Below are 12,715 nucleotides of genomic sequence, written 5' to 3'. Positions count from 1 at the left end.
GGACGGCGGCAACTGCATCGACGTAGGCGCGGCCGCCGAGGGCGACCAGCTGGACGACGTGGTGGAGGCCAAGGCGGCCGGCCGGGGCGCGCAGCTGGTCGGGCCGGACGCTGCCGGACTCGCCCATGCCCGCTCATCGCCTGACCCCATTGACGTCCCAAGATTCGAGAACGAACTCATCACCATGCTCATCCGCTACCTCACCGGGTGCGCCGGCCGGGAGCGCGGAAGGGCGCCCGGTGCCCTGATCGCAAGCCGCGGAGCTGGTTGCCCCAGTCATGGGGCAGACCCGGATCTCGCGCTCCAGCTGCCACTCCCGTGTCGCAGCCGGGCGTTCGCTGCCCGAAGCTGGGCCAGCTCCTCGGCCGTACTCCCGTCGGCCTCGCGGTGTTCAGGCGCTGTCTGGGACTCTTCCTTGCGGACCCACGTCCGCAGCGACTATCGAGATCCGCGGCCACCGCTGCATACGTGCGCTTGCCTCCCGCGGCACGATAGAGCGCGACGGCATCCTTCCTGAACTCCTCCGGATACGGAGACTTGTGCCCCACCTGGACATCCCTCCCTGGACCATCAAGATCCATTGTCAGGGGGTCCACTCCAAAGGATCACCCTCAGATCTTGTCCACGCCCATCGCCACGGACACGTCGGCGTTCTTCACGGCGAAGGTTCCGCCGAAGCCGCAGCACTCCTCGGCACCCGGCAGCTCGATCAGTTCCAGCCCCTTGACCGCTTGCACCAGCCGACGCGGCCGGTCGCCCAGACCGAGCATGCGCAGCCCGTGGCACGACGGGTGGTAGGTGACCGTGTAGGGGACGTACGCGCCCAGGTCCGTCACCCCCAGCACGTCGACGAGGACTCGGTCAGCTCGTGGACGCGCGGCACGAGGGACACGGCGGCGCCGGCCAGTCCCTGGCCGCGGCCTTCGGCCAGGAACTGGCTCCGATCCGGGGGGAGTTGTCGCGGACCATGGCGACGCAGGAGCCGGAGGGGCGACGAAGTGGTCGTAACCCTGGAAGGCGCGGGCCGTGCGGCGCACCAGCGGTTCGGTCGCGCGCCGGTAATCGGTGTTGAACTGCGGCTGGCCGCAGCAGGTCTGGGCGGCAGGTCCACCTCGACTCCGAGGCGCTCCAGCACCTTGACGGTGGCGATCGCCGTGGACGGGTAGAGGGCGTCGTTGACGCAGGTGGCGAAGAGAGCAGCGCGGTCAGGTCGGCCACCAGTCCGGCGGCTCTTGCCTGGACGAGGATGTTGCCGAGGGCGGTGGCCTCGGTGGGCCGGGCGATGACGGACAGTCTGGTGGCGTCGGCGTTGAGCTGGCAGAGCAGGTCGTTGCGGGAGCCGCCGCCGAGGTGGATGTGGGTGATGTCGCGGCCGGCGAGTTCACCACCCTCATTACCACCGCGCAGGACGGTCACCTCGCTGGCTGACCATCCAACACAGCGGCCCGGCTTCCCCAGTGCGCAGCGGGGAGCCGGGCGTTTCTCATGTCACCCGGACCCCGCGCATGGGCGGAGCCTCGGCGGATCGAGGAGTGCGTGCGGATCTTGCAGATGCCAGCCGTAGAAGCCCGCGGAGTCGGCCGTGCCTCCGCTCCGAGGCGGGCCAATCGCTCAGTGTGTGGCGGTGTCACCTGAGCTCGACGGAGTACGAGCTTCCGGGGAACTCCCATCCGTCGGTGCCTTCGCCGATGTCCGCCACGATGACGTCGTCGATGAAGTGATCCTCGAACTCGTCGTCGGTGAGCTCGCCGGCAGCCCAGAGTTCCTCGATCTCGTCCCAGTTGCCCCTGCTTGCGTCGATGCGCAGGGGCGCTGCCCGTGGTGTGCCGCGCTCGCGTTCGTCATCGCCTGTCTTGACGATGCCGCTGATCTCGAACTGGCCGTCCTTGACGTGGTCGGGGATCGGGTCGGCGGGGATAACGGCGGCGTTCTCGTAGGCGGTGTGGATGAGGTCGCGGTAGCTGCGGCGGATGTTGTACTCGGGGTCGGACAGCCAGTTGATCAGGGTCTTGGTGGTCACATGGAGACCGGCGTCCTCGAGGGCCTGGTGTCCTCGGTGGGTTGCGGTGAGCTGGCTGAGCTGGGCGTGCCAGTGCCGGGCCTTGTACGAGGACAGCCGGTGCCGCGGGGTGACCTGGGAGCGCAGGAGGTCGCCCAGGGAGCCGCCCAGGGAGCCGCCGCGGCCTGCGGGCCCGGCCATCAGTCGTCACCCTCGGGGATGATCTCGCCGCGCTGAATGTACTTGGCCTTCACTTCGCCGAAGCCGGTCCCGATCCGGTACGTGGCGGGCGGCGTGCCGGGGGGCGTGAAGAAGATGGCGGCGTCGACGTTGCGCAGGGCGATGAGCGTGTGACCTTCCTGGACTGCCTTGAAGGCCATGGTCCAGTGGCGGACGGAGGCCTCGGCGACCATGCTCATGCGCCAGTCGGGCCGCCAGAACGGGGAGCGCTGTTCCTTGCGCTTGGGCCACAGCAGGCGCAGGGCGATGGACAGCCGGGTCTTGTATGCCTTATAGGGGTCGCCGCCGGCCTGGACGAGCTCGGTACGTGCTTGCCGGGCGGCAGCGTAGAAGGGTTTGAAGAGGGACTCGTTGGCCTTCCCGGTCCAGGAGTCGTGGATGGCCGGCGCGGCGCCGAGGTGGCCTTCGCGGACGAGTTTCTCGAGCTGCTTGATGTGGGGGGTGGTGACCCACACGCGGCCTTGGTCGTCGGGCCGCTCGGTGAGCCGTCCCAGAGGGTGCGGCATGTTCGGTTGGTTCCACTGCGGGATGTCGATGAGGTAGATGCCGGCCTGGGTCTTGTCGAACGCTTCGAGGGCGCCTGTGTGCAGGAGCTTGTTCGGGGCGAGGGGGACGGCCGAACAGGCGGACGGGTAGCTGCCGTTGCGGTCGATCAGGCACATCACGCCCTCACCGAAGGAGTCGGGCACGAGGAGTTGGTCTCGCCTGACGCGCTTTCCATTCGCCTTGGTGTGGGCGACGCGTGTGCTGGTGACGTCGGGGTGGACCCAGCGGGGCTCGCCGTCCATGTCCTCGCTGATCAGCGGCCACGGACCGCTGTCCCGTTCCTCGGTGCGGATGACCTTGATCGGGTGCATCTTCGAGCGGTCGACCGCGTCCTTGAGGATCCTCAGGGCGGGGAAGACCGCTCCCTCGGGCTCATCCTCCTCATCCCCCGGCTCCAGACCGTCCCCGTTGTCTTCTTCGTCGACCTCGTCGGGGACTTGCCCACTGTCAGCAGCAGACTGCCGCGTGGTGCCGGCGGACACGGCGGTGCTGTACGCCTGCAACGCGGCAGCGAGGCGGCGTCCCTCGGCGGTGTCCGGCAACTTGGGCGGCGCCGAAGCTGCCTGGGCCAGGGACGGCCCGAGTTCCGCAAGGGCTTCGGGGTCGCCGTTGGTCAGTGCGGTGCGCAGGGCAGCCAGCACATGGGTGACGGAGGCGGTCAGCCCCTGCTGGGCACCGGACGTGTAGGGAAGCGCCGCTTCAGCCAGCTCCTGCTCCACCGCACTGCCCAGGCTCCGCGCGGATCCTTCGCCGCCCGTACGACCGACGGGGGCGGCTTCGGCGTCGAGGAAGCGGGCGTGCAGTAGGTCGGGCCGCAGGTACGCCGAGCCGATCGCGCCGAAGTCGCGTTCCGCGACCGTCACCTGGACCTTGGCAGGGTCAGCGGCGGGGGCGAGCGTCACCAGGACGTCGGCGTCCAGGAGGCCCAGGAGCGTGGGATCGTCGCTGTCCACGACGGCGAGCACCGGGACGTGCAGGGTGCGGGCGAGGCCGGCCAGGACCTGGGAGGCGTCCGGGAGGCGGTTCCCTGACAGCGGCAGGCGGGCGTTGTGGGCGGCCTGGAGCCGGTCCACGACCACGAGCGCCAGGTCTGGGACGTGCGGGGCTGTATCGGCGATGGCCTCAGCGGTCAGGTCGCTGCCGTCATCGATCATCAGCGGCGCATGGACCAGCTGCTGGGCGACCTGCTGCTCGTGCTCGGTGAGGCGGCCCTGCTTCAGGCGCGGGTAGTCTCCCCCGGTCTCCGCGGAGATGATCCGGCGGGTGATGTCGGCCCGGTTCGGTCCCGACGCCGCGTACAGGACCCGGTGGTTGTTGACGAGCGCACTCTGACGTGCGGCGGCCAGCCCCAGCAGGCTTCCGCCGACGTTCGGTGCAGCCGCCACGAGCATCAGCCGGCCCGGCTGCAGACCGCCCGTCGCAGCGTCCAGGCCGGGCAGCCCGAACGTGGGACCACCGGCCGCCGGGCCGGAGGTGAGCACCGCGCCGATGACGTCGCCCAGCGTCGCGAGCCTGCGCGGCGCACCGTCGCGTTCCGGATTGCCTTGGCTGTTCACCGCACCTCCTGCGGGCGCCGCGCCGGTGTGCGCGGCCGGATCGGATGAGAGAGCACCGGAGACGGCGTCGACGGGCAGCAGCACCGCAACCGGTGTGGTGTTCCGCAAAAGAACCTGCGGGTGCCCCTGCGCCGCCAGCGTGACAAGTTCGCCGAAATCCCTCTGCGCGGCGCTGAGCGAGTGGGACGGCAGACCTTCCGGCTTCCGGGCCGCAGGGAGGCGGTCCAAAGGTGCCAGCAGAGCGTAATCCTGCCGCTTGTGGATCCGCGTCGTAACCCCGCCCTCCTCAGCGCTCCTCACCAAGGCGTACAAGGCGTTCCGAGCTTGGGTCGCGTTCATCGCGGCCTCTGCCCGTGGCGACTGACTCACTCACCCTCCCAGAACACTCAACTCCCCATCATGGTATCGGAATCCACTCATTATCTCGCTAAAGTCACCACACTTTCCGTGTAACTCACTCATTTGCGAGGTTCTTCGGTGTGGGTTGACGGACATGGAGCACAGCTCTCCCACGATGCCGACGAGCGGGCCGGGCGACGAACAAACCGGCTCAGTTCTGCGCTGCCGCCTCCTGCTCCTTCTGTCGGTCGGGCGCATCGTTGTACGCGATATGTCCGACCGCGGAGTGGGCCTTGCGCAGGTTGCTGCTGAGTTCACCCGCGAAGTCCCGCGCCTTGCCGGACGACTGGGCGAAGCGCTGAGCAGCTCGTCGAGGGGCTCGCCCCCAGTAGTCGGACATCAGGGCGCCCCTTCTCGTGCAGGCCCTCGACGGACGCCCCGATGCACAGGACTCCGTTGTCCCACGGTCATAAGAGGGATGTCACACCCAAGCCCAAGGTGTTCGAGTACCCCTTGGGCCAGGTGAGATGGCGAAGTGATTCACCACGCGTCGCGGGGGCCGCCACTCCCCGTGGTTCGGCTCTGGTTGGCCGATCGCCGAGCGCACGGTCTCGCACGGCCACGGCTTGCCCACGCATCCATCACAATCCGCCTGCGTCGCCCCATCGATAGGAGCATGCTCCTTCAGGATGCGCTCGTTGGTCTGCTGGAACATCCGCTCATCCCAGGTGCCTTCCCCGATCGGCAGAAGCGGTCAGCGCGAAGGCGTATCGGGCGCGAGCGTTCTCATGGCTGGCCATGGCGCGACCGACACCGTGACGTCCTCGTCGTCCTGGTCGGCGTCCTGATCCGCCTCGGGCTGTAACCGGCTGACGTTGACCAGGCGATCGAGGGGAGCTGGATCGTGTCCGTTCCGCCCGCCGGGGCCAGACGCAGGAGCGTGGACCCACTGACGGTCTCGTGGACAGCCTCCAGCACGGTGAGGACAGCGGCGCCGCCAAGGACAGGGATCTGGTCGCCGGCCTTCAGGACGGCCGCGCCATGCTCTCTCGAAGCCGGCCCTACCGGTGAGGTTCACCGGGAAGCCGAATACGGCGCCCGGGGTGGACACCGGCAGCGGAACCGGCGCATCGAAGCGCGTACCTGGCTTGCTGCCCTGCCCTTGGGCGGGAACATCGCGGCGAGAAAGAGCAGGCTATCTACCTTCTCGGGGTGCTGCAGGGCATACGGCCCGATCTGATCTGGAACGAGGCCGCCGACCAGCCGGCGAGCGTGACCTTCTGAACGTCGTGGCGGTCCCTGATGAACTCGACGACGGTGTCAAGCTCGTGCCAGTCGCTCTGCGAATTGTTCAGCTGGTACGGATACTTCGGGGAGCAGGTCTGCCCCGCACCGGCGCCGCACCTCGAACAGGGACCATCCCCGCGGGTGCGGGGAGCAGCGTCCGATGCCCTGCAAGTCCTTCAGGTACACCGTGACCGGCTCGACGACCGTCCCAGCGGGATCAAGCAGCCGGTACGGCTCCCAGACGTCGCGCGTCTCCAGGAGCGACCCGACCCGCGGTACGACCAACGAGCGCAGATCTCGGTCCTGCCCATCTCTCTCGATCACGGGGCGGGACCATAGTCACGCGCTTCGCGGGCTGTCCGCTGAACTGGGCAAATTCTCCCGGTAGTTCAGTCAACAGGTAAACACCTTGATGATCCAAGACATGCTCGCCGATCCGGAGTGGTCAGACCTCCTGACCAACGAGGACAAACGCGCCCTGACCCCGCGGTTCTGGATGCACATCCAGCCTTACGGTGAGGTACGGCTGAATATGGGCCGCCGTCTTCAGCTCGCCCATCCCGTCTCGCAGGAGCCAGACCCCGAGCCGGCCGCCGCGTAGCCCGACCCCAGAACCTCAGAGGACCCTGGCCACGGCCGGGGTCCTCTGACATGCGCGCATACGGAGCGCCTTCGATCCGAAAGCTACTGGCAGGTTACTTGTCACCTGGTTCGCCGCTCGATAACGGCACCCCTACTTGACGCCGCCCGAGGTGAGACCGGCGATGATACGGCGCTGGAAAAGTAGCACCATGATCACCAGCGGAACGGTGATGACAACTCCCGCCGCCATCTGGGTGCCGAAAGGCGAGTCGAAGCCACTGGAGCCAACGAAACGGGAGATGGCGACCGTCGCGGTCTGACGTTCCTGTTCATTCACCATACTCAGCGCGATGATGAACTCGTTCCAGGCCGCGATGAAGACGATGATCCCGGTGGTGAACATGCCCGGCGCCGCCAGCGGGAGGATGACCCTGCGGAATGCCTGCAGCCGGGTACACCCGTCCACGCGGGCCGCCTCCTCCAGTTCCAGCGGCATCTGCCGGAAAAACACCGTCAGGTTCCACACCGCCAAGGGCAGCGCGAACGACATACTCGGCCCGATCATTGCCTGGTAGGTGTTGACCCATCCGATGTCGGTGAACAGCTTCAGAAGCGGAACCACCAGCGAGATGCCGGGAAACATCGATGTCGCGATGATCACGCTGAGAGCCAGGTTCTTCAGCCGGAAGTCCAGGCGCGCCAGCGCGTAGGCGGCACAGGCGCCAACGAACAGGGTGAGAACGGTCGTCGTACCCGCGACCACGAGGCTGTTGAGCAGCGCGCGGCCGAACGCGTTAGTCGGGTCAAAGACCGCCTGATAGCCGTCGAGCGACAGCGGCGTGGGGAGGGGACTCTTGTCGAAGATGTCCGAGGTGCGGCGCAGACTGGACACCAGCATCCAGTAGAAGGGGGCCAGGCAGTACAGCACGATCACGGCGATGCCCGCCACGGGAAGCCACCGACGTGTCCGGGAATAGGGCGTGGCTGTGGGTATGGGCGTGCTCATAGAACTGTCACTTTCTCGTGCGTACGTGCGGCCCCGTTCGTCGGGCCACCCTTAGGAGGTGTGCCACGGGTCCTCCCCCGCCCGCCGTCGGCCCGCCTACCCGGGCCCATCTCACCGAAGAGGTCCGCGCCGAGTAGCTTGACGAAGGCGTAAGAGACGAGAACAACGTAAAAAAAGAGGATCGTGGCGTACGCTGCCGCGGGGCCGTAGCGCACGGCCGCCGCCTCATCGAAGGCCAGCATCGACAGCGTCTCCACCGACTGCTTCTGCTGTCCGACCAGGATGAAGGGCAAGTCGAACATGCGCAGGGCATCCAGCAGCCGGAAGAGCACAGCCACCAGCAGTGCCGGCTTCACCAGCGGCAGCGTGATCCTCACCAATCGCTGCCAGGCCCCAGCGCCGTCGACCTTCGCCGCGTCGTAGACCTCCTGCGGGATGACCTGGAGGCCGGCGAGCACGAGCAGGCCGATGAATGGTGCGGCCTTCCAGGTATCGGCGATGATTACGGACAGTTGGGCCTGCCACCCTTCGGCAGACCACAGGACCTGGCTGTCCAGCAACGCGTTCGCGACCCCGTCGGACTGGAAGATCCACCGCCACAGAAGGGCGGATACCGCGGTCGGGATCGCCCACGGCACGAGGATGCTGGCCCGCACCAGCGCCCTGCCGCGGAACGCCCGGTGCATGATCAGCGCCATGGCTACGCCGATGACGGTCTCCAGCAGCACGGTGGAGATGGTGAAGAACGTGGTGTTGTAGAAGGCGTTCCAGAACCGTTCGCCAGCCTCACCACCGAAGATGTCGAGATAGTTCTGCACTCCGACGAAGCGTTCACCCTCTACGACGAAGCCGTCCTCGTCGAGGCCCTCGGCGCTGGCGTACAAGGACTGCCGCAGGGCCGAGATCAGAGGGAAAGCGACGACCAGGCCCAGGACGAGGAAGGTGGGCGAGAGCAGCGCCGCGGCGAGCCGTCCGCTCCCGTGAAAGGACCGTTTTTCACCGCGCCTGCGGGAAACGGCAGGACTGCGGAGGGATGGATCAGACAAGGCGGCCTCCTGGTGCCGTCACGGGACCGCCCCGGGTGCGGTTGCCGGTCCGGCACGGCGCACCCGGGACGGCTCGGTCATCATGTGATGAGTACAGCCAGCTTTGCCTGCAGGTCTTCAAGCGCTCTGGAGGAGCTCTTCTTGCCGGTGATCGCGGCGTAGACCTGCTGCTGGATGGCCTGCGTGATGTCGTTGTAGTTGGCGACCTGTGGCCGCGGCACGGCTTGGAGAATGGCCTCGCGCAGCGCCGGGTAGTACGGGCGGCTTTCCACCAGCTCGGGATCGTCGTAGACCGACGCGCGCGTCGGGTCCTGCGACGTCGCGCGTGCGTAGTCCAACGCATTCTCCTCGTTCGTGACGAAGGAGATGAAATCGGCAGCAGTCGCCTTGTTCTTAGCGAAGGCGGAGATGGCCAGTGCAGATCCGCCGAGGCTCGCGGCGCCGGGGCCCTCCTGGCCGGGCAGTGGTGCCACCGCGAACCGGCCGGCAACCTTTGAGGAACCGTCCTTCTTGTTGGCCAGGGCGTACTGGTAGGACCACTGACGCTGGAAGACCAGCTCACCGGCCTGGAAGGCCCGCCGGCTCTCCTCCTCGGTGAAAGTCACTGCCTTTTTGGGGATAGTGCCGTCTTTGAACCCTTCGACGAGGAAGTCGAGGCCGGCCCGGGCCTCGGGCGTATCGACGTCGGGCAGTCCATCGGGCCCGATGATGTGACCACCGGCGGAGTGGACCGCATCGGCGAAGTTCACGGTCAGGCCCTCGTACTTCTCGAACTGTCCTGCGTAGCAGCTCATCTCTTTCGCCTCGGGCAGGTCGAGCACCTTGCCGCAGGCGTCCTTCATCTCGGCCCACGTCCGGGGCGGTCCGTCGACGCCGGCCCGGTCCAGGAGGTCCTCGCGGTAGTAGAGCAGGCCCGCCCCGCTGGTCCACGGGACACCGTAGAGCCGGCCCTGGTACTCGGACGCCGCAACCGTCGGCGACAGGAAGCCGGACAGGCCGAACTCCTCGCGCGGCAGCTCGGCCACCCACCGATTCGCGGCGAACTCCGCCGTCTGGACCACGTCAAGGTAGAGCACGGTGAACGCGTCCGACTTGGTCCGAGCGTTCTGTATCAGCCGCTCCCGTGCACCGTCTGCGGACTCAGGGAGTTCGACAATCCTGACCTTCTGGTCGGGATGCGCGTCGTTCCACTTGCTCACCAGGCCCGGAAGCTGGCCCGAGGTGTCCTTGGCGGTGGCGAAAGTGATCGGCCCACGGCCCTCCAGTGCCGCCCGTCCGTCCGCCCCCCCACCTTCCGGTTCGCTGGTGCCACAGGCGGCCAACCCCACCACCATGGCGATGGAAAGGCCGTAACGCAGCCTTCTGTCGTATCTCATCATCAAACTCCTTCCGCCGGGACTCCGGCGCCGGGGCCGGGGATCAGCCTTTCGCGACGACAGGCCCGGCTCAGATGAGCGTGGCTCCATCGGATACGGGAACGCCCTGATCCTCCGAGGTTTAACGTTCTACATGCGCGGCGGGCAAGGGTCAAGGCTCGTGCGATCGCCAGGAGACCTCGTACAGAGGTGACATCAGGGCAGGTCCTGCAGCCCCGGGGCCGGGTGGGGACATTTTGGGGTTATTGATCCGAAACGGTAGGTGTTCTGGGTCGTTGATCCCTGCGTGAGTGAACTGGTGGGGGATGCACGGCAGTTGTCGCCGTCGGCGCAGGAGGCCCTTCGACTGCGGGCGGTGGCCGCGTTGGTGGCGGGCCGGACTCGTGAGGATGTCGCGGCGGTGTTCCAGGTCTCGCTCAAGGCGGTGGACAACTGGTGGGCGAAGTGGCTGGCCGGCGGGCGCGAGGCGCTCGTAGCCCGGCCGCGTGGGCGCAGGGTCGGCGAGCATCAGGTTCTCGATGCGGTCGAGCAGCAGGCGATCCGGCAGGCGTTCTGGATCACCGTCCCTGTGACCTGGGGCTGGCGGGGCAGCTGTGGACGCGGGCCGGGGTGGGGGATCTGATCGCGAAGCTGTACCGGGTGCGGCTGACCGACCAGGGTGTGGGCAAGTATCTGCGCCGCTGGGGGCTGTCCTTCCGGCGCCCGGACAAGCGGGCCGTCGAGCAGGACGCGGAAGCGGTCCGCGTCTGGCGGGAGGAGACCTGGCCGGCGATCCGGGCCAGGCGAAGGCCGAGGCCGGGGAGGTCCTCTTCGCCCACTAGGGACTGTTCCAAGTTCGGATCATGTGGTGGGGCGGAGGCTGCGGAGCCAGATGACCGCTCCCCGCAGGTGGAGTCCGGCGAGGTAGCTGGCCGGGGTCTTGTCGTAGCGGGTTGCCAGCCCTCGCCACTCCTTTGTTTATCCCGCGCTCGACGGTGTTCCGTTCCTTGTAGAGCTCGGCGTCGTATGAGACCGGACGGCCTCCCTTCGAGCCCCGCTTCTCGCGGTTGGCGGCCTGGTCCACCTTCTCCGGAATCACCGCTCGGATCTGGCGTCTTCGCAGGTAGGCGCGGAGATGCCCTCCTGGCGGAGCAGGACCCGAAGGCCCTCGTGGCTGATGTCGTCGACCACCCCCTCGGCGACCAGGAAGTCAGCCAGCTTGGCCAGGCTCCAGGTCGAGAACGGCAGACCGTGCTCGGCCGGCTTGGACTTGGCGATCTTCTTGATCTCGCGCCGCTCGGGCAGCGTGAACGATCTCGGCCTCCCGCCCTTGTACTTGGGGTAGAGGGAGTCGAAGCCGTCAGCGTTGAAGTTGTGGATGACGTCTCGGACCCGGTCCACGCTGGTGAACGTCACCTCGGCGATCTTCGCCGCAGGCATGCCCTGCGCGGACAACAGCACCATCTGGGCCCGCCGCCAGGTCACCACCGACCCGCTGCCTCTACGGATGATCCGCAGCAGGCGCCGCCCCTCGTCGTCATCGATCCCCCGGACGCGTACTCGCTCAGCCACCAGCACAGCTTCCCTGCCGCGCGCTGCCAGCGAGTGTCATTCCGTCGGCGTGCCGATCCGGAGCCGGTTGCCGTCAGGGTCGCGCAGCTCAATCTCACGCGCCCACGGAGCGTCGTGCGCCTGCACACCGAACTCGGAAGCGATGGCCTCGACATCACGAATTCGGAGGTAGACCAACGTGTCGGGGCGGGCGTCGCCCTTGTGCTCCGACAAGAACAACCGCACCCCGCCCCGGGCGACCTCGACGAATACGGGAAATCCCGGTTCGAAGCGGTGTTCCCACTGCTTGGCAAAGCCCAGTCTCTCGTACCACGCGACCGCCGCCACAGCGTCCTCGACGCGAAGAATGGGAATGACTTCCTCGTTCATGCAGCCCATCGTCGCAGACCACCCGACAGGGCGAACGTTGCCTGATGCGGCACTAGCGAAAAGGGTGTGACGAGCGAGGCTCGCCGGGCGGAGCCCGTTCGCGATGGGCGACTCGGGCACGATTCCAATCCCTGTCGACCTCAGCGGCGGCGATTCCCGCAAGGAGGGCCAGGGCGTGAACCTCGATCGCATCGACAGACGTCGAAGCAAGCTCTTGCTTGAATGGGAGACCGCCATGTCCCGAGTCCAGCTCGCCCTGCGTGTCGCCGACCTTGAGGGCTCTGTCGCCTTCTACTCCAAGCTGTTCGGGGCCGAGCCCGCCAAGCGGCGGGAGGGCTACGCCAACTTCGCCATCGCCGAGCCCCCGCTCAAGCTCGTCCTCATCGAGGGCGAGACCGACGAGAAGACCCGCCTCGACCACCTCGGCGTCGAGGTCGCCGGCACCGAGGAAGTCACTGCCGCCACCGAGCGACTGAAGGAGGCAGGTCTGGCCACGTTCGAGGAGAACGACACCTCCTGCTGCTACGCCCTGCAGGACAAGGTGTGGGTCACCGGCCCCGGCGAGGAGCCTTGGGAGGTCTACGTCGTCAAGGCCGACGCCGACACCCTCGGCAAGAGCACCGACAGCGCCCCCGAGGAGTGATGCGGCACGGCCGCCTGCTGCACCCCCGAGGAGGAGGCCGTCGATCCGACCCAGACACCGGCCGACGCGAAGGCCGCCGCTGGCTGTACCTGCGGCAGCTGACCCCGCGGTCGTTCCCGCGGGTGCGTCGTCAAGGTGACCGCCGCTCGCAGGAGGTGGCGTGGCCGATGCCTCG

General features: G+C 67.6%; 10 protein-coding genes and 6 pseudogenes. 4 read left to right on the top strand and 12 right to left on the bottom strand.

Annotated features, from left to right (window positions below):
• Positions 1-279: 279 nt before the first annotated feature.
• The 6 genes and pseudogenes from ACWV17_RS28320 to ACWV17_RS28295 form a co-directional block, all read right to left on the bottom strand.
• A pseudogene (locus ACWV17_RS28320) lies at positions 280-548 on the bottom strand (transposase); the annotation flags it as partial.
• 69 nt (positions 549-617) lie between these two features.
• Positions 618-1,150: pseudogene (locus tag ACWV17_RS28315) on the bottom strand ((Fe-S)-binding protein); the annotation flags it as partial.
• A 134-nt stretch (positions 1,151-1,284) separates the two neighbouring features.
• A pseudogene (locus ACWV17_RS28310) lies at positions 1,285-1,416 on the bottom strand (hypothetical protein); the annotation flags it as partial.
• A gap of 211 nt (positions 1,417-1,627) precedes the next feature.
• Complete coding sequence (locus tag ACWV17_RS28305; protein ID WP_455356695.1) at positions 1,628-2,200, bottom strand: hypothetical protein; 573 nt, start codon at positions 2,198-2,200, stop codon at positions 1,628-1,630.
• Positions 2,200-4,680, bottom strand: a complete 2,481-nt coding sequence (locus ACWV17_RS28300) for a DnaB-like helicase C-terminal domain-containing protein (protein ID WP_455356694.1) — start codon at positions 4,678-4,680, stop codon at positions 2,200-2,202. Before ACWV17_RS28300 ends, ACWV17_RS28305 begins: the two co-directional genes overlap by 1 nt.
• Before the next feature lie 211 nt (positions 4,681-4,891).
• Positions 4,892-5,080, bottom strand: coding sequence for a hypothetical protein (locus ACWV17_RS28295; RefSeq protein ID WP_455356693.1), 189 nt, complete (start codon positions 5,078-5,080; stop codon positions 4,892-4,894).
• A 1,299-nt stretch (positions 5,081-6,379) separates the two neighbouring features.
• Between ACWV17_RS28295 and ACWV17_RS28290 the strand changes: the two genes are divergently transcribed.
• Entirely contained in the window at positions 6,380-6,568 is a 189-nt protein-coding gene (locus ACWV17_RS28290) for a hypothetical protein (protein ID WP_455356692.1), read from the top strand.
• A 132-nt stretch (positions 6,569-6,700) separates the two neighbouring features.
• Here the strand turns inward: ACWV17_RS28290 and ACWV17_RS28285 are convergent, their stop codons facing one another.
• The 3 genes from ACWV17_RS28285 to ACWV17_RS28275 all read right to left on the bottom strand — a co-directional run bounded on the left by ACWV17_RS28285 (position 6,701) and on the right by ACWV17_RS28275 (position 9,977).
• A complete protein-coding gene (locus tag ACWV17_RS28285) occupies positions 6,701-7,498 on the bottom strand; it encodes a carbohydrate ABC transporter permease (RefSeq protein WP_455356691.1) in 798 nt (265 codons plus the stop codon).
• A 53-nt stretch (positions 7,499-7,551) separates the two neighbouring features.
• On the bottom strand, positions 7,552-8,601 hold the full coding sequence (locus ACWV17_RS28280; RefSeq protein WP_455361899.1) for a carbohydrate ABC transporter permease: 1,050 nt from the start codon (positions 8,599-8,601) through the stop codon (positions 7,552-7,554).
• 80 nt (positions 8,602-8,681) lie between these two features.
• On the bottom strand, positions 8,682-9,977 hold the full coding sequence (locus tag ACWV17_RS28275) for an ABC transporter substrate-binding protein (protein ID WP_455356689.1): 1,296 nt from the start codon (positions 9,975-9,977) through the stop codon (positions 8,682-8,684).
• Positions 9,978-10,263: 286 nt separating this feature from the next.
• On the opposite strand from ACWV17_RS28275, the gene ACWV17_RS28270 reads away from it, so the two are divergent.
• Together ACWV17_RS28270 and ACWV17_RS28265 are read left to right on the top strand one after the other, a co-directional pair.
• Positions 10,264-10,599 carry a helix-turn-helix domain-containing protein gene (locus ACWV17_RS28270; protein WP_455356688.1) on the top strand — a complete coding sequence of 112 codons (336 nt, stop codon included), beginning with the start codon at positions 10,264-10,266 and terminating at the stop codon, positions 10,597-10,599.
• Positions 10,587-10,679: pseudogene (locus ACWV17_RS28265) on the top strand (winged helix-turn-helix domain-containing protein); the annotation flags it as partial. The gene ACWV17_RS28270 and the pseudogene ACWV17_RS28265, both read left to right, overlap by 13 nt.
• A gap of 138 nt (positions 10,680-10,817) precedes the next feature.
• Here ACWV17_RS28265 and ACWV17_RS28260 read toward each other — a convergent pair.
• From ACWV17_RS28260 to ACWV17_RS28250, 3 genes and pseudogenes are all read right to left on the bottom strand, one after another.
• Positions 10,818-11,088, bottom strand: a pseudogene (locus tag ACWV17_RS28260) (IS5/IS1182 family transposase); the annotation flags it as partial.
• Positions 11,088-11,528 (bottom strand): annotated as a pseudogene (locus ACWV17_RS28255) (helix-turn-helix domain-containing protein); the annotation flags it as partial. The pseudogenes ACWV17_RS28255 and ACWV17_RS28260, both read right to left, overlap by 1 nt.
• A gap of 36 nt (positions 11,529-11,564) precedes the next feature.
• The gene (locus ACWV17_RS28250) at positions 11,565-11,897 is read right to left on the bottom strand and encodes a glyoxalase superfamily protein (RefSeq protein WP_455356687.1); all 333 of its coding nucleotides are present in this window, start codon (positions 11,895-11,897) and stop codon (positions 11,565-11,567) included.
• 235 nt (positions 11,898-12,132) lie between these two features.
• Here ACWV17_RS28250 and ACWV17_RS28245 point away from each other — a divergent pair, with 235 nt between their 5' ends.
• Positions 12,133-12,540: an ArsI/CadI family heavy metal resistance metalloenzyme gene (locus ACWV17_RS28245; RefSeq protein WP_455356686.1), complete on the top strand. Its 408-nt coding sequence runs from the start codon at positions 12,133-12,135 to the stop codon at positions 12,538-12,540.
• Positions 12,541-12,715: the final 175 nt, after the last annotated feature.

The organism is Streptomyces mabaensis (genome assembly GCF_053763515.1).
The sequence above is the reverse complement of the archived record's forward strand: the minus strand, read 5'-3'. Positions and strand labels throughout refer to the sequence as shown.